Here is a 21,282-nt window from a genome sequence, read left to right on the forward strand (position 1 = left end):
ACCACGAGCGAGCGACCCGGCGCGGCATCCGCGCCGGACCGGAACTCCGGCCGGTCGGCCGGAGTTCCGATGCCAGGATGCCGTCAGATCACCGAGAGGCTGATCAGCCGGGCGTCGTTCCTCCCGCTCGCGTCGGTCGCCAGCGCGACATAGCGCGCGGTGGCGTCCGTGGCGAGTTGCCGCGTCCGGCCGTGTCCGGTGAGTCGTCCGGCCGGTGTATAGCTGATGCCGTCGCTGCTGAGCTCCGCCGTCAGTGCGGGCAGCCGACCCCCCGTCCACACCGTGCGGATACTGCGGACCGGGAGCTGGGCCCCGAGGTCGACGACCATGCGACCATCGGATCCGGGCACCCACGCCGTCTCCGCAGCACCGTCGACGGCGGCTGCGGGGTCCGACATGCCGGGTGGCAAGGGGTTGGTCGGGAAGACCGTACGGCCGAGAGCGAGGTCGCTCAGGCGGTAGGCGTCGGCGTGGCGCAGAGAGACGGTGGTGGTACGACCCGCGCGGACCACCGCCACGTCGCTGTCGTCCTGCCCGGTCACGTGGATACGGCACGACGGGCCGGTGAGCCTGAGCGTGGCGCCGTCGACGACCTCCGCCACCAGGCCCACGGGCAGCGAGGTACCGGAGAGCGGTCGAAGCGTCAGCCGCGGCGGCAGCAGGACGGCCGTGGCCGCATCCAGTTCCGCCTCGTAGGAACTGCCCTGAGAGGTCAACGTTTGGCGACCCTCGAAGACCACGACGCGGGATCGGTCCTGTTGAAGGTCGACGCGGGTGGTGATCTTCCGGTCGGACAGATTGAACAGGCTGAGATGGTCTTCCGTGAGAGCCGCACGGACGGCGTCGTCCTGGGGCTGCGGGACGGCGCCTCGGGCAAGCTTCCGCAGCGTGTCGACGGAGGCGTTCGGGAGTCCCTCGACCAGGAGGGGAGCGGCCGGTCCGTCGGACAGGACGACGGTGTCGTCATAGACGGCGAGTTGCTGTCTTGCGTCGCGCACGATGAGGCCGGCCCGGCCGTCGATGTCGATCCACCCGCCCCGGCTGGCGACGTCGGGTACCGGCCAGGAAACGAGATCCGACCACTGCTGCCCGTCGGCCGACCCCTGCACCGTGTAGGCGCGTCCGGCCGCGGCCTCCCAGCGCAGGGTGACACGGTCCACGGCGTGCGTGGCGCCGAGGTCGACGGCGAGCCAGCTGTCCGTGCGGGGCCGGTCGCCACGTGATACCGCCCATCGGGTCGTGGCGTTACCGTCCACCGCCAGTGCCGGCTCCTTGCCCGAGTCGAAGGAGGAGGCGGTGGCCGTCCCACCCTGTGCGAGGTCGGCGCTGCCCGCTCCGTCGCGTGCCTCGAAGGCGTACAGCGAATAGCCGTAGGTCGGGTCGGGCCTGACGCCGAGCATGCGCAGATGCCGAACCTCGGTGCGCGTGAACGTCAGCTCGTCCACGCGCGGTGTGGTGGCCGACGGACGGGCATCCTGCGCGGTGACGGTGGCGCTGCCCTCCTCGAATCGATAGGTGCGCTCGCCGGTCAGGCCCGCTATGCCCGGCATGGTGAGGTTGTGCACCTCCAGATGCCCCTCGCCGGCGCCGATGCCCGTGGTCGCGTAGACAACGGCGCCCGAGGGCAGGGTGGTGAGCCCTGCGTGACCGGAACCCAGCCGGAGCAGGGTGGCGCTGCCGTCGAACCCGTCGCGGAGCCTGGTGTAGGTCCGCACCTGGCGGCCCGCCACTTGCCCGGTGACCGTCGGCAGAAACATGGGGGTCCCGCCGCTGAGCCGGAACAGCCAGTCGTCATGGGCCGGTTGCCACGCGAACTTCACGAAGCCGGGTTTGGTGACGGCCCCGGCCCAGGCGGCGGTCGATTGGTGCGACACCAGACCCGGTCCGGTACCGAAGTCGGTGACTCCCGAGGCCTGTCGGAACAGCTCGTCCCGCGACAGCGGTCGGACCGTGCGGCGCTGACCTGCCGCCCACAGGTGCAGGAGGTAGCTGATGGCCAGCTCGGCGCGTGCCTCCGGCTCGTACTTGGGCTCACCCGAGAACTTCGCGAGCCGGTACTCGGGCGGATACTTCTGGTAGGCCTCCAACCTTTCCGCCAGGGCGACTTCCGCCCGTGCGGCCGCTCGGTCGCCACCCACCTGTGCGAGGAACGCGAGCGGGATGACGTCCCGGCCGTAGAGGTGCTCGCGGTCGTTGACCATGGGCATCAGCGGCTCGCCTGCGTCACTCATCACCCCCAGAAGGGTGCGCCACAGCGGGTCGGCGTTCGGCTGGTTGGTGAGCACCTGCGGCAAGGGGCGCCCCGCGGTGATGAAATGCGCGGCGTTACGGCCCGATGTGCGCCACAGTTCTTCCTGGTAGTGCGGCCCGAAGGAGCCGTGGTTCTCGACGATGAAGGTGTCGTACAGGTTCCGGGCCGTGTTGTCGGACACGGATCTGCCGTCGACGCGGGCCGGGTTCGCGAGGTCCGCCTGAGGCAGGCCGGCCTCGTTGCGCGACCACGTGCCGAACGCGGCTTCCCAGTCCGCGTGCCGCGGATCGTCGGCGGCCCAGGCCAAACCGGGTGCAAGGGACTGGGCGTAGACACCCATCTCCTCGAGCTTGGTGTCGCCCTGGTAGCCGCCGGTCAGACCGTTGGGGGTCCAGGTGCCGGAGTTCGGGTCATTGCCCGTCCCCAACTTCGTGGTGTAGGCGGCCTGTTCACGAGCGATCGTGTCGATGTTGGCGCGGGTCGTCTCGTCGAGGTCGTCCCACAGCAGCCGGGCAGCCAGTACGAAGTACAACTGGAAGGTGGTGTCGAAGAAGAGCGTGCGGCCCCATTGCGTGCCCCCGGTGAGCCGGTTGGACGCGGCGAAGTGCTGGATCGTGGCCATGGTCCGGGTCCTCAGCGTCTGCTCATCCACTCCGGCACGGTCACCGTCGTAGGAACCGTGGGTGAGCAGGACGGCGTTCCCGAGTACGACCGCGAATCCGAAGTCCTTGTCCGTGTAGTAGCCGCGGGTTTGGTCCCACTGCGTTTCGGACCAGTGCGTGTGGTTGAGCAGGACGCGATAGTAGGTCTCCGCCACCTCGTCCGGCACCGCGCTCGAGTGCTCCTCGGCACGGGCGGTGCCGGCGTCGAGGCCGACGGGGACGGTCGCGAGGGCGGCGGAGGCGCCGACGAGTTGGATGAAACGACGGCGGTCGATCTGCAGGGGTCCAGGTGGCACTCTCGACGCCTTTCTGCCCGGGAGAAGACAACGTTGTCAGGGGACGGCGGCAATTCTTCGTCCGTATTTGTCGACGCGTCAAGGGTTGTGACCGGGATGATCGCGAAGCACCACCAGGACATCGGGCCGCGGCACTCGCGGCTCGGGTGGCCGGCGGCGGGGTGCTGACAGGCGCGAAGACTGGTCGTACGGGGCGAGGCGATCACCGTCGTGGCGACCGCTTCGCGGCGGCCCTGAGGGACCTGCCGGACGGCGAACTTGGGGTCTAACCCGGGGCGCGGACCGGGCCCGGACCCATGCCGCCCGGCAACCGGGGCCGATACGGATCTCCATTCGAGTGCCGTCGGCCACTGTGCGGGCAACCACCGTGGTGGGGCGCTCGCAGACGGTCGCTCGGGGATGGCGACCCTCGCAGGACTTGACTCTGCACACCGGCGGTCGGACGGTCGGGGATCGCTGCGAGAGGCGTCTACGGAGGCGGCGGGCACCACCATCGCCGCACCCAGCAGCCAGGGCCCTCTCCTCGCCCGCCCTCCACGGCGCGGATCGGCACAGCGTCTCGGCGCCGTGACGGGGCGGGAAGGGCCTGCCCTTGCCGTCAAGTGCACTCCAACTCCTAAGCTGACGCTCACAACCCGCCCTCACCTGAGACGGAGCACCGACATGCGCTATCGAGTCCTCGGCAAGACCGGTATCGAGGTCAGCACCCACTGCCTCGGAACGATGATGTTCGGTGCCGTCGGCAACCCCGATCACGAGGACAGCGCACGCATCATCCACGCAGCGCTCGACGCCGGAATCAACTTCGTGGACACCGCCGACATGTACTCGGCCGGCGAATGCGAGGAGATCGTCGGCAAGGCGCTGAAGGGCAGACGTGACGATGTCGTGCTTGCGACGAAGGTGCACTTTCCGCTGGGGGAGGGGCGCAACCGCAGCGGCAATTCGCGCAGTTGGATCCTCAGGGCCGTCGAGGACAGCCTGCGGCGCCTGGACACGGACTGGATCGACCTCTACCAGGTGCACCGTCCTGACCACACCACCGACATCGAGGAGACACTCTCCGTCCTCAGTGACCTGGTGAGGGCAGGCAAGATCCGGGCGTTCGGCTGCTCCACGTTCCCCGCCGAGGACCTCGTCGAGGCCCACCATGTCGCGGAGCGGCGCGGACTCATGCGGATGCGCACGGAGCAGCCGCCGTACTCGATTCTCGCGCGCGGCATCGAACGGTCCGTGCTGCCCACCGCGCAACGCCTGGGCATGGGAGTGCTGACCTGGTCACCGCTCGCCTCGGGATTCCTCTCCGGCGCCTACCGCGAGGGCCGGCCCGTCGACCTCACCTCCGGCCGTGCCAAGCTCACTCCGCACCGATTCGACCCCGCCATCCCTGGTAACGCGGCGAAGCTCGCGGCCGTCGAGCGGCTTGTCGCTCTCGCCGAGGAGGTGGGCTGCACTCTGCCCGAACTGGCCGTCGCCTTCCCGCTGGTGCACCCGGCCGTCACATCGGTGATCACCGGTCCGCGCACCATGGAGCAGCTCACCTCGCTCCTCAAGGGAGCCGACCTGCTGCTCGACGACGAGGTGCTCGACCGTATCGACGAGATCGTGGCGCCCGGCACCGATCTCTACCAGGCCGACGGTGCCTGGCAGCCGCCGACGCTGACCGAACGCGCTCGGCGCAGGCGCCCGGCCGGGGAGCGGAAGGCCGCGGACTGAGCCTGCCGCTCGAGGTTCCGCGCATGACGGGCACCGGGCAGGTGCACGGCGGTTGCGCGTCCGGGTCGACCATGCCACCGCACCGGCCGCGCCCACCACCCGTGGAGAGCGTGTTGTCTGCGCTCCCTGTGCCGCAGTGAGAGCTGCCGCCCTGCCCGGTGGCCCGGCACGGGTGTGTCCGGGCCACGGATCAGGTCCGTCAGGCCTGTCGCAGGGTGCCATTCGGCTCGTCCGATCCGGGGAATCTGACGGACCTCAGCCGGCGCACGAACCGGAAGACGAGGAAATGCGGGCGGGTGCGGCAGCCGTCGTCGACGGACGTGTGCCCCTGGACCCTGGTCCGTCCCCGGCTTCGGTACTCTCCCTGATACCAGGTGAGTTCCATTGATCAATGAAATGGGTGAGCTCCGGGAGGGCCAGGATGGTGTTCGACGGGTTGCCGCGAGGATCAGTGCCCAGGCTGGAGCGCCCGGAACCCCTGCGCGAGCGCGTGTATGAGGCTCTGTTGGAGCTGATCAGCTCAGGTTCACTGCAACCGGGCCAGCACTTGGCGGAGGGCGAGCTCGCGAGTCTTCTCGGGGTTTCCCGACAGCCCGTACGCGAGGCGCTGCAGCGGCTGAACACCGAGGGATGGGTGGACCTTCGTCCCGCCCAGGGCGCCTTCGTCCACGAGCCGACCGGTGATGAGACCGACCAACTCTTCGTCGTCCGTGCCCTGCTGGAGACCGAGGCGGCGCGACTGGCTGCGGTGGGTCCTTCTGACGAAGGGCTGGAACGGCTGGACGAGTTGTGCGCGACGGGTGAGGCTGCGGTCGCCGCCCGGGATGTGGACGCGGTGGTGATCGCGAACGCCACGTTCCATGCCTGCGTCGTGGAACTGGCCGGGAACGCCGTGCTGGCAGAACTGGCCGCCCATGTCGAGCGCAGGGTACGCCGGTACTACACGCCCATCGCACGCCAGGCGTGGGTGGAGCACCGTGAACTGATCGCGGCCATCGCGGACCGCGATCACGCACGCGCACAGCTGGTGATGCGTGCGCACACGGCGAACGCAAGGACACGCTTTCCGGCGAAGCTGGGTAGTTGACGCACGGAACGGGTCGAACGGATCGGTCACGCGCCTGCCCCCGGCGCCCGTCATCGCGAAGGTCCTTACCTGATGCCCACGGCAGGTCTCACCCGGCGGCCCAGGAAACCGCGGTGGCTGCCGTCGCGGCGGCGATGGCGGCAAGACGTTGGAAGTCGAGCGTGCCCGGAAGGTCGGTTGGCCGGTGATAGTGCGGATTGCGGAAGTTCGCCGTGTCGGTGAGCATCAGCGCGGGAACGCGCCGGTTCCAGAAGGGTGCGTGATCGCTGCGACCGAGGTGATTGGCCGGGGGAAGGGCCAAGCCGATCAGCATGCCCAGAAGCCCGTCCGGTCTGGGATCGCGCAATAGGAGACTCGGCATGGACATCGACGTGGCCGCGGCGGCGTGGCGCCAGAGAGCCGCGGCTGCGGCCGAGGACCGCCGATGGACCACGAGCGTGAAGTCTCCCCGGAGGCCGTTGGCCTTGGCGGCTGCGGACGCGCGGGGGAAGGCGGCCGAGAAGCCGGTGGGCAGTTGTTGGCTGCCGGGAGCGTCCGTGAAGTAGCCGACCGACTCCAGACAGATCATCCCGGCGATGCGTCCGCTCCCGTTCAGCTCACGGGCAGCGTGGCGTGCCCCGATCAACCCGAGTTCCTCCATGTCGAAAAGGGCCAGAGCCACCGGTGGCGCGATGGGCAGCCGGGCCAGGAGGCGCGCTGTCTCCAGCACTACCGAAACCCCGGAGGCGTTGTCGTCGGCGCCCGGACTGCCGTCGACGCTGTCCAGATGGGCTCCGATCAACACCGTGCCCATAGTGTGAGCAGCAGCCTGCGAGGCGATGAGGTTGGCCCCCTGCAGTCGGCGGTGCAGCCGTGGTTTCAACGCCAATGCCCGGTGACCGTGCCGGTCGGTCGAGCCGATTTTCCAACGGAGGTCGAACGGCTGCCGCTCGACCTGCCACCCGGCAGAGGTGAGTTGGTGCCGGACGTAAGCCTCGGCTCGCTGCATACCGTGCGGAGCACGGCGCCGGCTGCGCGGCTCGGCAGCGAGAAACTCGACATCGCGGCGTATCCGAAGTGGGTCCACGAACGGTTCGAAGTCCGTGAGTTCCGGAGTCCCATGCTTCATCGCTGCTTCTGGCTCCATACCGGCAGGGGATGGTGTGGAAAGTGACAGCTGCCGACCTTATTGGAGGGGCGGCGGCTGCTGTCGGACATTCGCGGACAGACTACGCCCGTGCGCGGCTCGGTCACTGCGACGGCGCCCGCCAACGGAGGCTGCATCGTCACCCGCGGCCGAGCGCCCCCGTACAGCGCCCGGCCCCGCGTTCCGGGGCCTCCGGGAATCGGACCCGGCCCGCCCGCACCGGGACGAAGAGAGCCGCGGCCGGGCTCGATGACGCACTGCCGTCCTGCTGGGACGGCAGACTTTCAGGCCCCGAGGCGGGGCGGCGTGGACGTGCCGTGGACCCTTTTGGCGTGAGCCGCGTACGTGCGGCGCCCGATGACGGGCACGAGCAGCCGAACCGGCAGGGGAGCCGTTGCGAGGACGGCCTTGATGACCTCCGGGTCGCCTTCGTACATCGCCATTCCGAAGACGAGTGGCAGGACGTTCTTCGGAACGGCCTCCATGCCGTGCTCGCCGAGTTGGTGCCACTCCTTCGCGGTGAGGTGTTTCTCGGCCAGCGGGAGGATCACCTTCTCCTCCAGCGCCATGTGCTCCTCGAGGGCGGTCGTCAGCTCATCGAACGCATCGGCGAGCGCTTCGCCGCCCCGCCCGGTGGACCGCCAGCCGCCGAGCAGCCGTGTCGCCTGCGCGTGGTGGTTCTCGATGGTGTGGTGCTGCTCCTCCATCGTCGGCACGACGGCGGCCGCCTCCGCACCCCCGCGCTCCACGAGCCTGGGCCACAGCAACAGGTCCTCGCCCTCGTGGTGCCCGTGCAGGACGGCACACATCAGGGCGGCGTGGGCACCGACGACCTCTGCGTGCCGGGTGTCGCCCGGCTGGACGGATCGGATGAGGCCGGGAAGCAGCCGGAACTCCCGGCGCAGCGCCGCATGGGCCATGTACATGTCGCGCGTATCGGCCATGGGTTCATTGACGAGTGGAGCCATTTTCTCTTCCTGAGTCGCGGCCGCCGATTCTGCTGCCGGATGGGGCCGGTGTTCGTCGACCGGCCATGACGCCATGCGTGGTCGTGCAGTCCGATGGGCTGCGTAACCGTCGCCGTCGAGGAGGGTCGCCGGTGGGCGTTTTCCTGGAGACCGAGCAGTGCGGATCAAGACGCTCGCTTTGCCGGAAACGGGAGAGGGGTCGCAGCCGCCCCAGGAGCATGCCAACAGGTCGCATCTCAGGACAAGGGTCAGATGACCCGCCAGACAGTCCAGGTAGGAGTGGCCGAACGGCCGCAGCTGACCGGGCGCGGGCCTGCCCTTCAGCGTGCCGTCTTTCTCGAGTTCACCGCGGAAGGGCCGGCGCCCTCGGAGGGGCCGTCACGACAACATCATCCCTGGCGCCGGGGCCAGGGCGCGGCCGGTGGGTTCAGGTCGGACGCGACCACCGCGACGCCGTCATCGCCCGTTCAAGTCGGCCAGGGCGCCGCGCGGGAGGTGATTCCGGGGTTGGGAATACCTGGTGGAGGTGGCCGCTCACGGTGCGGTGGGAAAGGTGGAGCTTCTCGGCGATCTGTTGGTTGGTGCGTCCGGACGCGGCAAGGTGGGCGACCTCCGATTCCTGGGGCGTGAGCCAGGGGAGTCCGATTCGCGCCGGACGGCTCTCCCGGTCTCTTTGAGCTCGCGTCCGACACGGTCGGCCCACAGCCACGCGCCGAGGTCCTCGAAGATCTGCAGCGCCGTCGACAGTGCCTTCCGGCCGCGCTGGGCATTCTCGCTGTGCGCAATCGCTCGCCGTGGGCGAGGGCCACTCGCGCACGTTCAAAGGCCAGTCGTTGATGCCGGGAAGCGACAGAGTCCGATCGAACAAGGCCATCGCCTCGTCGGTCGCCGTGGCCGGCAGGAGACGCGAGCTCTTGTCGGCAAGCGACGACTTTTCCGCATCGGACCACCGTTGCCCTGTGCTCACACAAGCACTGGTACGACTACGGCACCGGCGATGAGGACAGATCGGCTGCGGACCCTCACGGCGACCTGTAGTGCGCCCATCGACGGTTGCGCCCTGCCTCGCACGGTGATTCGACGGAGGCTCATGCAAATGCGCGGTCCCACGTCAAGAGCCCGGGCCACCGCATGGTCGCCAGGGGGCACAGCCCCTGGCGACCACGCAGTGGCCGTTACGCTATCTGCCTGCCGGGCTTCGGCTACGACCTATTGGGCCGGAGCCTCAGAAGGTGAGGCTCCAGCGCTGGAGATGGCCCGGGTCCCAGGAGTTGAAGATGCCCGGAGTGCCGTCGGTGACGCGCAGCTTCCAGGTGCCGACCTTCGTGACCGCCGAGGCGTCGACCGTGTAGGTCTCGTGCAGCTCGGGCACGGCCTGCCAGCCCGGTCCCCAGGGCTTGACGGGAATGACGGTGCCGTCCGGGCCGATCAGGTCGATGATCATGAAGTTGCTGAACTGGTGGTCGAGGTCGACCGTGACCTTGAGGTCACTCGGGGCATGGCCCGGCTTCCCCTGGACGATCAGCGGGGACTCGGCCTTGCTCTCAAAGGGGATCAGATATGTGCTGGGGTTGACGAAGAAGTGCCCGCCGGATTCAAGAGAAGTCCAGGTGAACGAGAGCTTCCGGGTGTCCCCGACCCCGTTCCTGATGACGATGACCGTCTTGTAGTCACCGGCCTTCTTGGGCGTACCGGTGATCAGGCCGGTGGTGTGGTTGATCGACAACCCGAGGGGCAGCTCCTTGGCGGAGTAGGTCAGCGGCCCCGGCCGGGTGCTGGAGGCGCTGAACTGGCGGCTGACCGGCTGGCCGACAGCCACCGGCTCGGTCGGCGGCGGCTCCACGGCGATGTGGTTGACGAAACGGTTTCCGACGTTGACGGCCGCCCAGGCATTGGCAACGGCCTCGTAGGCGCTGCTTTGCGAGCCGTAGAGGTCGGCGGCGGCCTGGAGCGTCGCGGTCCGGGCGCCCGCGTAGTCGGTGGTGCTGGTCATGTAGACGGTGAGGGCGCGGTACACCACGTCGGCGGCGTCGGTCCGTCCGATGCCCGCCACCGGCAGCTTGTCGTATGTGGGGCTGTCGTAGTCCACGCCGTTGATGGTCTTCTGCCCGCTGCCCTCGGCAAGCAGGTAGAAGAAGTGGTCGCCCACCCCAGCCACCATGTGTGGTTCTTGCGACTTCGCCTGCGGCGTCCAGTAGTCCAGGGGCGCGTAGCCGACGGAGCTGATGCCGGCCTTGGAGGGACGGTCCATGTAGCGGATGGGCTTGCCGTCGCCGTGCAGGTCGTCCAGCTCGGCCATCGTGTAGTCGGGCACGTCGTTCGGGTTGTCGGCGTAGAACTCGACCGCGGCCGCCATCATGTCGCTGATCGCCTCGTTGAGGCCCGGTGATTCACCGGAGTCGCCCAGCCCGGCGGTGGAGGAGGTGACTCCGTGTGTCATCTCGTGGGCGGCGATGTCCAGGGACGTCACGGGATGCTGTCCGTCCGCGCCGTCGCCGTAGCTCATGCAGAAGCAGCCGTCCTGCCAGTTGGCGTTGGCGAGGGGGACCCCTTGCTGCGATTCGTAGTGGACTCGTGAGGAGCTGCCGCGGCCGTCGTCGGCTATGCCGTTGCGGCCGAAGCGGTCGTTGTAGAAGTCCCACGTCGTTTGCGCGCCGTACGCCGCGTCCACCGCCGCGGTCTGGGGATTCGCCACCGTCCCATCGCCCCAGACATCGTTGTCAGCAGTGAACAGCACCCCATTGGAGTTGACGCTCGAGTCGAGTGTCCGGTGACCACCGTGCTCCGGGTCGATCAGGGCGTAGGTGCCGTCATCCTGGCGAGTGGAGCCGATCGTGACCTGCCCGCTGTAGAGGCTGTTGCCCTGTGCGGACTCGACGTGTTCGGAGTTCTCCAGGGTGGTACCGCTCGCGGCGTCGGTCACGACGTGACGCTCGCTGGGGGATCCGTCCTGCTGCACGCCGGTGACGACGGTCTCCCAGGCCAGCTTCGGCCGGCCGTCCATCATCCAGACGACCTGTCTGGGGGCCGAGTGCGAGCCCGCTCTGCGCGTGCCCTTCGAAGTCGCCTTGCCCAGGGCCGACTTCTTCGCCGTGGCGGCCGGCACCTTGGCCGTGGTCGTCGGCAGGGTCAGCTTCGTCTTGGTGGCGTAGGTGACGGTGTGTGTCCCTTGCCGCTGATGGACCACCAGGTCACCGCCGATCACGGGCAGTCCGGCGTAGGTTCGCTCGTAGCGGGTGTGAACCGTCCCGTCGGCGTCCCGGATCACGTCCTTCGGGATCAGTTTCTCGTGGGGGCCGAGATTCAGTGAACGGGCGGTGTCCGGTGCCGCGTCGGCCGCCTGGTCGAGCAGCTGCCGACGCTGTCCGGGCGACAGGTGAACGGCCTTGGCCTCAGGCCTGGGTGTCGCTTTGATCTGCGGGAGCGCTCCCACTTTCCGAGTGTTCCCGGATGCGTTGGGAGTGGACTCGGCGCCGGCCGAGGCGGGCAGTGCGGAGAACGCGAGCGCTGCGGTCGTGATCACCACGGTCGCGGCCAGACGCCGTCTGCGTCGGTGCGAACCCTGTGGGGACGCAGCCCTGTTGGTGGAGGAATTCAATCCCGGGTCCTTCCGTTCGGCCGTCTGTCGATGTCGACGGCCGTTGATACAAGGAGGCCGGAGGCCACGGTGCCTCCGACTGCGGATTGCAGCGGGAGTGATCGTGACAGCAGGAACTGCCTCTGCAAGAGATTCGTATGGATCATGAACAGATCTTTACCTAGCGGACTTCGATCATTTTCGATCAGTTTCAGATGTCATGTCAGTCCTGTCTGACGTCCCGTCCGTCAGGTGGCGGCTCGAACAGCCGATTCCCCCGAGCCACGCACGAGCCGTCTCAACGTCTGACCCGTAATCGCTGGTCAGGGGCGGGATGCTCGTGTCATGACAGGAGTCGTCAGGATGTCGAACCACCCCGGAAACGCCCCACAGCAGCCTCTCTGTTGGGCCGTGTCCAGTGCGCGTACGCCACCGGGGCGCGGCAGCAGCCGACATGTGTCCGCCAGGAGGGTCCTGACCGTGGGCGCCGGTTTCACACCTGCGCAACTGCGCGTTTTACCCCCCGGCTCCTCCTTGTCATGTTGCGCATGTGGCAGTGAGGATGCAGGGCGAGCCGCGGGCGCGCTGGTGCGCCACTCAACTGACGCCCCACTACCGGGCCCGGGCTGCGCCGGGCCGTCGGAGGCACATGTCCATGCCCTCACACATACGTCATCGCCTTCGCCGTAGACCCGGCCACGCCGGTCCGATCGCGCTGCTCGCCGCGACGGTCCTGCTGTCCCTCGGCGTGACTTCGCCCGCGCATGCGGGCCAGCCACCGATCGTGGGTGGAGATGCCGCGGAACCGACGACGGACACTCCCGCGCTGGTGGACGGATTGGCCGACGCGGTGGACGCGTCCGTGCCTGCTGCGACCGCCGCCCGTACACATCTGGCAGGTCACAAGGACCGCTACCACATTCCCTCACCCGACCGGGACCTGGTCGCCGACACCGTGACGGCGGAGGCCGACGGCGTCGAAACGGTGCGTCTGGACCAGAAATACCGCGGTGTGCCGGTTCTGGGCGCCCAGTACGTGGTGCGCATGAGCCACAAGAGCGGCAAGCGGACGGTCACCGGCACGTCCGGCTCCTACTTCACCGGCCTCGATGTCGACACCGACCAGGAGACCCTCCCCGCCAGGACCGCCGTGGACGACGCGGTACGGCACGTGCGGAGCGAGCTGGACCGGGGCGGCTACCGCCCCGCTCACGCCAAGAGCGGCACGGCCGCCCTGTCGGGTGAGGACCGGGGACTGACGATCCTGCCCACGGGCAAGGGCGTCCTGGCCCGCCATGTCACCGTGCGCGGCTCCGACCCTGCCACCGGCACACCGCTGGTGCAGGAAGTGTACGTCGACGCGACCACCGGAACGGCGCTGTTCGAGTCCGGCGGGTTGCCCACCTTCACCGCGCCGGGACAGGCCGCGGGCGTCCACCCGAGCGGCACGCCGGTGAAGCAGAGCAGGGCCGACCGATCCGCGTCCGGCTCCGGGTCGGCGAGCATCACCGGTAGCGGCACCCTGCTCAACGGCTCCACTGTGCCGCTGTACCTCACGAAGGACGCCGCAACCGGTTCCTACCTGCTGCGCGACACCGCGCACATGGCCGACACCCAGCGGCACAACGTCATCCAGACCTGGGACGCCTCCAGCCTCTGGTATCAGGATGTCTCCGGGGTATGGCCGGACGGCGTCGTGCCGTTCGCGTCGCCGACCCCCAAGGCCGGACCGGAGCTGACCTCCGTCGGCGCGGTCGACGCGCACTGGGCGGCCGGGAAGGTGTACGAGTTCTACCGTGACACCTTTCACCGCGACAGCCTCGACGGCCAGGGTATGGCGATCAACTCCCTGGTCGGCGTGACCGACTTCGGCAGCCCGTTCGTCAACGCCTTCTGGGACCACACCAAGATGGTCTACGGAACCGGGGACGACGAATACCGCTCACTGGCCTCCGATCTCGATGTGGTGGGCCACGAGATGACCCACGGGGTGGTCGAGCACACCGCGAACCTCGTCTACTCGGGCCAGTCCGGCGCCATGAACGAGGCGCTGGCCGACTACTTCGGCAACGTCATCGACATCACCGTCAACCACACCCCCATGAGCGATCCGGACGCCGGCCTGATCGGCGGCGACCTGTGCCGCACCCGGACGCCCGAGGAGTGCGCCTTCCGCAACCTCAACGACGGTGCCACGACCGCCCACTTCCTCGGCCTGCCCCTCGGCTCGGCCGGGGACAACGGCGGCGTGCACCTCAACTCCACCATCTTCAGCGGCGCGTTGTGGGACATCCGCGAGAGCCTCGGCGGCGCGCTGGCCGACAAGATCGTCTACCGGGCGCTGACCTCCTACATCACCCCGCTCGACGGCTTCGACGAAGGCCGGGACGCGGTCGTCGCCGCGGCCAGGTCGCTCGGTGTGAAGGGCGCCAGGCTGACCGCCGTGAAGAGCGCCTTCGACGCCCACGGCATCGTCCCGGGCTGGGAGAAGGATCTCGGCCTGGACAGCAATGTGCTGCTCGGCAGGCTCGGCACACTGCCGCAGTACGTGGGCACCGGCAACGCGCCCGGCGCCGGCGGCGGTTGGTGGGCCGTGCCGAAGTCAAGCCCCGACGGAGTCGACCCCTACTCGGTGTGGGTGGGCCGCATCGACGGCAAGGGCCGGCCGCACCAGGTCTCCCCGGACGACGGCCGCAGCCACATGAGCGCGGTCACCGACGGCAAGCACGTCGTCTGGGTGGCGGTCGGCGACGTCCCCGACGACCCGTGGTCCCACACGTACGACATCATGTCGGCGCCGGTGCAGGGCGGTAAGCCGAAGACCCTGTTCCGCGCCCCCTCCGAGGTCACGGGGGTGAGCGTCGACGCCGGAACCGTGACGTGGTCCTTCCGGGACCCGGCGAGCGGGCTGCTGCGGGTCTACTACCTCAAGAGCGGCGCCACCGTCCCGCAGCAGGTGCCGATGGCCCGTGACTACAACCAGGCTTCCCGACCGGCCCTGAAGAACGGGAGGATCGCGTACATCGAGGACGGCCTGTTCGACGGGACGTACGGGGTCCGGATCGAGATGTATGACATCGCGAAGGGCACGACCACGGCCCTGGGCACGCCCTCGCAGCCGGAGTGGATCAGTAACCCGGTCATGACCTCGTCGGATGTGTACTGGCTCATCGACACCGACTACACCGACCAGGACCAGACCACATTGCGCCGGGCGCACCTCGGCGGCCCCGACGGTGCGGTCATCACTGATGTCATCCCGGAGAAGAGCGACCGTGCCACACCGGCCTACGGCCTCGCCGCCACGGATTCCGCGGTCACCCTGACCGTCTACCCCTCGTGGGGCCAGGTCTTCGACGACCCCAACGACTCCCTCGCCAAGCTGTACCAGTTCACCCCGGACGGCGCCCCGCTCGGTCGTGTCTCCTGCAGCGTCGGCCAGCAGTCCAACGCGGTGGCCGGCACCGGCAGTCATGTGCTGTGGATGGACACCACGACGACCGACACCGACCTGGTGACCAGGAACCGCCCGGCGGGCACCTGCGCCTGAGCACTCCGTGCGACCACCGGTCCCGCCTTGCGTGCGTACTGCCCACCAGCACACAAGGCGGGACCGCCGCCCTTCCAGAAGGCATTGACACCCGCTTCAGCAGTCTCGGGATGTCGGGTCCTGCTGGACGACGGTCACCGGCCGGGCCGTCCGCGGTCGGTGTGGCCATCCTCTCGTGCGTGATCGAGAAGCGCGACGGACGCATCTCCCAGCAGGACGTCGCGCCATGCCGGACGGAAAACGAGCCCGCCCATCACGCCCGCGTGGTGGTCATCGCAACGGACTGAGGCCGGACCGCCCTGCCGTCACCCACCCGATACATCCGTGAGCAGTCCGTCGCGCTCAACTCGAGCGCCCCCTCACACCGGGCTCCGATGCCTTCTGGAATGTCATCCGGGAGGTCGCCGGCCGTCTCCGCCCCGATGCCGAGGGCGTGTTCGCAGCTTCCAAGACGGCCGGGGGCCGCCATCGTGGCGAACGCCTCTTGCTCTCATGCAGCGCGTCGGTTGTTCAGCCGAGCGGGCGCAGGCCCTCACCTCCGATCCGGTATTCCGGAACGCTGCCGGGGTCGGCGGCCAGGTCGATAACGGCCTTGGCGACCTGCTCCGGAGTCAGGATCGGCTGCAGGCCGGCGGCGAAGGTGTCCGGGTCGACGCCCTGCTGGGCGGCGTAGCCCGCAACACCGACCGAGCCGAGAGCCGTAGCCGGGGTCAGTTGCGGAAGCAGGGTGAGGAAGCGGATGTCCAGCCCGGCACGGCGGGACTCCTCGGCCGCGTAGCCACGCAGGTACCGGACGGCCGCTTTGGCACTGGCATAGCCGCCGCTGAGCGGGGATCCGACCAGTACGGCACCGCTGGAGATGCTGACGACCACGCTGCCCGGCGCCAGCGGCTCCAGCAGCGCGGCGCGGGTCCAGGCGAAGACGTGCCGGGTGTCTGTGTGCCAGTTGCGGCTGAAGGTCTCCCATGTTTGTTCGTGGACGGGGGCCATGTGCGGGGCTGCCCCGGCGTTGAGGACGAGGAGGTGCGGGCTGTGTTCGCGGATTGTCTGTTGCGCGACGGTCTCGTCGGTGGCGTCTGCGGTGAGAGGTGTGAAGCCCTCGCCGAGCTCGTCGCGTACGGCGCGCAAGTCCCGTTCGGTGCGGGCGATGCCGATGACGTGGGTGCCCGCGGCAACGAGCGCGGCGCTGATGGCGCGCCCGAAGCCGCGGCCGGCACCTGTGACGACGGCGGTCCGGTGGGGATCGGACGTGGTGGGGAGGGGGTCGGGCATCGGGCACTCCTGAGGTGGTGGTCGGTTTCGGTTGGATATGCAGACCAGCCACCAGAGGGGAAGTGGTCGCCCCGACTGACCCACGACGCGTGATGTGGGTCACATAAGAGATGGTGGGTGTTCAATCCGGGACGGCAGTCCGAACCGCGGTACCAGACGTGCGTCATGGAAGGCCGTGACTTCGGCGATCGCCGGGCCGCGCAGGGTGAGGACCTGGACGCCGTAGGCTCTGCCGGCCGTGTACGAGGCGAAGCCGGGTTGTCCGTTGGCTCGCAGGGGAAGCAGCCGCACCGGCTTGCCGTGCAGGCGGGCGGTGAGCAGCCCGACGACATGGTCGCGGCCGGCGAACCAGGCTCGATTCGGCGGCATCTGCCAGACCGCGTCCTCGGTGAGGAGGCGGGTGAGGGCGGGGATGTCGGCGCGTGCGAAGGCGTCGGCGTAACGGTCGAGCAGGTCGCGCTGCTCCTGCTCGGACGGCTCGGTGATCTCGTCGATCGCCGGGGCCAGCCGTTCCAGGCGACCGCGGGCGCGCTTCAGTGTGCTGTGCACGGCGGCCGGGCTGACGCCGAGCACATCGGCGGCCTCCTCGGCCGACCAGGCCAGTACGTCGCGCAGGATGAGCACCGTTCGCTGCTGCGGAGGCAGATGCTGCAGGGCGGCGATGAGAGCCAGCCGTAGACCGGCCCGCCCGGAGACGATCGCCGCGGGATCGGCGCGCTCGTCGGGGATCGGCTCCAGCCAGGCGATCTCGGGATGCCGGGCGGTCGGCGCTATCGGGTCGGTGGCGGGGGCGCCGAGTCCGGCGGGCAGCACCCGGCGGCTGCCGTGTCGCAGTGCGTTGAGACAGGCGTTGGTGGCGATCCGGTACAACCAGGTGCGCAGCGAGGCGCGGCCTTCGAAATCGCCGTACGAGCGCCAGGCCCGCAGGTAGGTCTCCTGCACCAGGTCCTCGGCATCCTGCAACGAGCCCAGCATCCGGTAGCAGTGGGTGAGTAGCTCACGCCTCAGCGGCGTGGTCAGGCGGACGAATTCGGCACGCTGTTCTTCGATCACGGTCACGCGATGTTCCTCCCTTTCTTGTGCAGACCCGCCGGGCCGCCGGAATTCGTCGGGCCGGGCCCGACCAATCGGGAAGGGCCACCGGTCGGTACTGGCATGAACAGAAAATGGGTTCTGGGGCTCGCGTCCGCGGCCTCGGTGATGGTGGCGCTCGACGCCACGGTCGTGACGACGGCACTGAGCCGGATCAGGCTGGATCTCGGCGCGTCGATCGAACAACTCGAGTGGACGGTGAACGCCTACAGCCTGAGCTTCGCCGTCCTGCTGATGACCGGGGCCGTGCTGGGTGACCGGTTCGGCCGTCGGAAGGTGTTCACCACCGGGCTGGCGCTGTTCACGGCGGCTTCGGCGGCGTGCGCGCTCGCGCCGGGTGTGGGCTGGCTGATCGCGGCACGTGCGGTGCAGGGTGCGGGTGCGGCCTTGGTGATGCCGCTGGCGATGGCATTGCTCAGCGCCGCCTATCCGCCGCAGGAACGGCCGCGAGCGCTGGGGCTGTTCGCGGGACTCACCGGGCTTGCGGTGGTCGGCGGCCCGGTGGTGGGCGGCGCGGTGACACAGGGGCTCGCCTGGCAGTGGATCTTCTGGCTCAATCTGCCGATCGGACTGACCGTCATCCCGCTGGTGCTGCGCCGGGTCCCCGAGAGCCGCGGCATCGCGGGGCGCGTGGACGCCGGGGGACTGGCGCTGGTCACGGGCGCCGCGCTCGGGCTGGTGTGGGGTCTGGTCCGCTCGTCCGCCGCCGGCTGGGGCAGTACCGAGGTGGTCGGGACGCTGATCGCGGGCGCGGCGTGCGCGGCCGCCTTCGTGGCCTGGCAGCGGTTCGCCGAACGGCCGATGGTGCCACTGGGCCTGTTCCGCCTGCCCGGCTTCGCGGCGGGCAACGCCGCCGGGCTGTTCCTCTATGCCTCGCTGTACGGGTCCCTGTTCTTCGCTGCGCAGTACTTCCAGACGGGGCGCGGTGACCGGCCGCTGGCCTCCGGGCTGCACCTACTGGCTTGGACCGCGTCCGTGACGATCGTGGCACCCGTGGCCGGACGCCTGACGACCCGGATCGGCGCACGACCGCTCGCCTCCCTCGGGCTCGCCCTGCAGGCGACCGGCATGGGATGGCTCGCCCTCGTCGCCACACCCTCTGTGCCGTACTGGGAACTGATCGCCCCGATGCTCATCGCGGGAGCCGGCGTCAGCATGGCCATGCCCGCCACCCAGACCGCCGTCCTCAACGCCGTCACCCCCGAACAACTCGGCAAGGCATCCGGCGTGTTCAACACAGGCCGGCAACTGGGCGGAGTCTTCGGAGTCGCGGTGCTGGCCCTGGCGTTCAGCAAGACGGGCGACTACTCGGGCCCGGCCGCCTTCACCGACGGATTCACCGCGGCGATGACGGTCAGCGGTGCGCTGTCGCTTGCCGGGGCGGTCACGGCACTGGGGATCCCGGGACGCCGCTCGATCGCTCCCTCTTCCGCGCCCCCCGCACCGGTACTGACGACCAACCGCTGACCTGCTCGGTCGTGGCGGGCGGGCAGCGCTCCCGAGCGTCTGCCCGCCCGCCGTTCGTTGTCAACGGAGCCCGGGCGCCGGTACGTTCGTGTCGCCAACGGTTGAGGTGTCGGGGGGTCTGGTGCTGGACACGCTGGTGACGACGGCTGCGGGGGCGCTTTTCGCCACGATGGGCGTTCTGGTCGGCGGTATCGTCACGCGTCGCGCACAGGACCGTCAGTGGCTACGTGACCAGCAGCTGATCGCCTATCGGGAGTTGTTCGGCCACTATGCCAAGTTCACGATGGAACTCAGGCGAGCACACGCTGATCGACGCGGCTGGGATTACGACTGGGGTGAGTGGAACGCGGCCCTGATGCGGGTCAGCCTGGTCGCGCCTCCGGACGTTGCGACCGAGATCGACCATTTCGGCGGCGCGATCAATTCCTTCCTGAACGGAGTGGCGCGCAGTCGTGACACGGTGCGGGACCCGATGAGCCCGGAGGAGTTCGAGCAGGCCAGACAGGCACCCGCGGGGGCGCAGGTGAAGCTGGTCAATGCCATACGAAGGTCCCTGAGCGATGATCAAAAAGGACTGACCTTCGGTCTCGGCGGGTGACGGCGGCCCTACGAGGATGAGTCGGCGTTATGCGTTTGATGGCTGGGCCGGTGCCCGAGCCCTGACTCCCTCCAGCGAACAGAGGCGGTTGCCATGGCTGTGACCTGCCACGATGAGGGCGCGCAGCGGCCGCCGCAGGGTCGCGCCCGCGCATCCGGCAGTCATGCAGGCACGCGGTCCTCTGTGCGCGGTGGCGCTGCCTCAGCTGGTGAGGCCAGTGATCGCGGCGAGGCGGCGCCACTGAGGGAGGGGTGGCGTATCGCGGCCGTCGCCGGTGATGACGCGGTCAGAACCAATGCAGGCAATGCGGCGAACGCTCGGCACGGAAGAGGGCGTCAGCGAGGGTGGCCGCGCCGGGGCGGTGGGCTCGTATATGTCCGGCACGTATGAGCGTGCTCGGGGCGGTACCACCGAGGTAGACCGACCCGAGGTCGCTCACGTCCAGGGACAGATCGGGCTCCCGGTCCGTACGAACGCACTCGGCCTTGCTGTTCCGTACAGTCAGGAGAAGGCGGTCGTGTTCGCCGAGGAACGGGTCGTCGACATCGAGGACGAGCTCGCCGTCCACGAACCAGCCGCGCGCGGTCAGTGCCCGCGGGACATCGAGCAGCCGTACCCAGAGCCAGTCGGTGTCGTTGCTCACCTGACCGGCGCGAAAGTCCGCAAGCTGCCAGCGCAGCGGGTGATCCGGTGGGAAGTGCTTGAAGACGACCTGTTTGACCAGATCGTGTCCGAGCACGAACCGGGCCAGGGCCGTGGAGGCGGCGTCGTTGATGGAGATGGTCTCGTCGACCATCAAGGTGTTGGGCTCGGTGACCGAGTAGCTGACGTACCCGTCCGGGACGCCGTCGGCATCCCGATGGACGGCGACGTAGCGCGGAGCCGGAGCCACCGGAGGCTGTCCCGCACACAAGGCCCACCACCGGTGCGGCCGGGACAGCGCACCGGGCTGCGCGCGGCGGTAGCGGTCGTAGACGTCTTCCAGGATCTCGACACACTCGGCACGCCGCAGCAGCTCGACCGAGCCGGCGTCCGGTCCGGTTGCGGAAGTGCCGGCCGTGGCGTGGGCTCGAGGGAGGTCGAGGGCGGCCTGGTGGCGCGGGACCGTCAGCCGCTGCGTATAGGTCGCCGGTCCGTAGCCGAACCTGCGGTAGATCCGCGCCTCCGAGGCCCGCAGCACGGAGAGGAACTCACCTCGGACCCGCAGCTCGGCGAGCTGATTCCGCATCATCGCGCTGAGCACGCCTTGGCGTCGGTGCGAGGGCAGGACGCCGACGGCGGTCACCCCTGCAGCCGGGACGAGGACCTCACCGGGCAGGGTGAGCTCGAAGGAGTACGCACCGGCGGTGCCGACGGGCCGCCCGTCCGCCGCCAGGGCGAGCAGGTTGCGGTCCATCTCGAGCGCCGACCACCAGACCCCACCGTCCTCGGTCGGGGTTTCGGGGAAGCGCCCGAACGCGGCATGGAGTGTGTCGACGAATACGTCGCGGTCCTGGTCGGTCGTGGGACGGAGCTCCATTGTTGCCGCTACCTCCCCGGGATTCCGGCGCCACGGCTCGTGGTGCCCGCCACAGTGCAGCGTTGACCCGTGGCCAGGTCAACCGAATTTCGGTCGGGTCC

At 69.2% G+C, this 21,282-nt stretch carries 15 protein-coding genes; 6 read left to right on the forward strand and 9 right to left on the reverse strand.

Annotated features, from left to right (window positions below; all coding sequences use genetic code 11):
• Positions 1-83: 83 nt before the first annotated feature.
• Complete coding sequence (locus tag ACSHXN_RS42615; RefSeq protein ID WP_438306327.1) at positions 84-3,209, reverse strand: discoidin domain-containing protein; 3,126 nt, start codon at positions 3,207-3,209, stop codon at positions 84-86.
• Positions 3,210-3,287: 78 nt separating this feature from the next.
• Entirely contained in the window at positions 3,288-3,989 is a 702-nt protein-coding gene (locus tag ACSHXN_RS42620; RefSeq protein WP_438306328.1) for a DUF2690 domain-containing protein, read from the reverse strand.
• Here ACSHXN_RS42620 and ACSHXN_RS42625 point away from each other — a divergent pair.
• Positions 3,873-4,925 (forward strand): aldo/keto reductase, encoded by a 1,053-nt coding sequence (locus ACSHXN_RS42625; RefSeq protein ID WP_355139146.1) that lies wholly within the window; start codon positions 3,873-3,875, stop codon positions 4,923-4,925. The genes ACSHXN_RS42620 and ACSHXN_RS42625 overlap by 117 nt on opposite strands.
• 421 nt (positions 4,926-5,346) lie before the next feature.
• Positions 5,347-6,012 (forward strand): GntR family transcriptional regulator, encoded by a 666-nt coding sequence (locus tag ACSHXN_RS42630; protein ID WP_438306329.1) that lies wholly within the window; start codon positions 5,347-5,349, stop codon positions 6,010-6,012.
• An 88-nt stretch (positions 6,013-6,100) separates the two neighbouring features.
• Here the strand turns inward: ACSHXN_RS42630 and ACSHXN_RS42635 are convergent, their stop codons facing one another.
• A complete protein-coding gene (locus tag ACSHXN_RS42635; RefSeq protein WP_355800555.1) occupies positions 6,101-6,796 on the reverse strand; it encodes a M28 family peptidase in 696 nt (231 codons plus the stop codon).
• Between the two features lie 12 nt (positions 6,797-6,808).
• Between ACSHXN_RS42635 and ACSHXN_RS42640 the strand changes: the two genes are divergently transcribed.
• Entirely contained in the window at positions 6,809-7,165 is a 357-nt protein-coding gene (locus tag ACSHXN_RS42640) for a hypothetical protein (protein ID WP_438306330.1), read from the forward strand.
• 257 nt (positions 7,166-7,422) lie between these two features.
• Here the strand turns inward: ACSHXN_RS42640 and ACSHXN_RS42645 are convergent, their stop codons facing one another.
• The 3 genes from ACSHXN_RS42645 to ACSHXN_RS42655 all read right to left on the reverse strand — a co-directional run bounded on the left by ACSHXN_RS42645 (position 7,423) and on the right by ACSHXN_RS42655 (position 11,704).
• Positions 7,423-8,082: a hemerythrin domain-containing protein gene (locus tag ACSHXN_RS42645; RefSeq protein WP_438306331.1), complete on the reverse strand. Its 660-nt coding sequence runs from the start codon at positions 8,080-8,082 to the stop codon at positions 7,423-7,425.
• A gap of 451 nt (positions 8,083-8,533) precedes the next feature.
• On the reverse strand, positions 8,534-8,980 hold the full coding sequence (locus ACSHXN_RS42650) for a helix-turn-helix transcriptional regulator (protein ID WP_383357510.1): 447 nt from the start codon (positions 8,978-8,980) through the stop codon (positions 8,534-8,536).
• Positions 8,981-9,331: 351 nt separating this feature from the next.
• Positions 9,332-11,704 carry a M4 family metallopeptidase gene (locus ACSHXN_RS42655; protein WP_438306332.1) on the reverse strand — a complete coding sequence of 791 codons (2,373 nt, stop codon included), beginning with the start codon at positions 11,702-11,704 and terminating at the stop codon, positions 9,332-9,334.
• Positions 11,705-12,467: 763 nt separating this feature from the next.
• On the opposite strand from ACSHXN_RS42655, the gene ACSHXN_RS42660 reads away from it, so the two are divergent.
• Positions 12,468-15,233, forward strand: coding sequence for a M4 family metallopeptidase (locus ACSHXN_RS42660; protein WP_438306333.1), 2,766 nt, complete (start codon positions 12,468-12,470; stop codon positions 15,231-15,233).
• A 510-nt stretch (positions 15,234-15,743) separates the two neighbouring features.
• Here the strand turns inward: ACSHXN_RS42660 and ACSHXN_RS42665 are convergent.
• On the reverse strand, positions 15,744-16,505 hold the full coding sequence (locus ACSHXN_RS42665; RefSeq protein ID WP_356111791.1) for an SDR family oxidoreductase: 762 nt from the start codon (positions 16,503-16,505) through the stop codon (positions 15,744-15,746).
• A 99-nt stretch (positions 16,506-16,604) separates the two neighbouring features.
• Positions 16,605-17,564, reverse strand: a complete 960-nt coding sequence (locus tag ACSHXN_RS42670) for a sigma-70 family RNA polymerase sigma factor (RefSeq protein WP_355139130.1) — start codon at positions 17,562-17,564, stop codon at positions 16,605-16,607.
• A 96-nt stretch (positions 17,565-17,660) separates the two neighbouring features.
• Between ACSHXN_RS42670 and ACSHXN_RS42675 the strand changes: the two genes are divergently transcribed.
• Together ACSHXN_RS42675 and ACSHXN_RS42680 are read left to right on the forward strand one after the other, a co-directional pair.
• Entirely contained in the window at positions 17,661-19,064 is a 1,404-nt protein-coding gene (locus ACSHXN_RS42675; protein ID WP_438306334.1) for an MFS transporter, read from the forward strand.
• Positions 19,065-19,185: 121 nt separating this feature from the next.
• Entirely contained in the window at positions 19,186-19,662 is a 477-nt protein-coding gene (locus ACSHXN_RS42680) for a hypothetical protein (RefSeq protein ID WP_355139126.1), read from the forward strand.
• Positions 19,663-19,948: 286 nt separating this feature from the next.
• On the opposite strand, the gene ACSHXN_RS42685 is transcribed toward ACSHXN_RS42680, so the two are convergent.
• Positions 19,949-21,181, reverse strand: a complete 1,233-nt coding sequence (locus tag ACSHXN_RS42685; protein WP_438306335.1) for a GNAT family N-acetyltransferase — start codon at positions 21,179-21,181, stop codon at positions 19,949-19,951.
• Between the last annotated feature and the right edge of the window lie 101 nt (positions 21,182-21,282).

The organism is Streptomyces sp. HUAS TT11 (assembly GCF_051553595.1).
GTDB lineage: Bacteria > Actinomycetota > Actinomycetes > Streptomycetales > Streptomycetaceae > Streptomyces.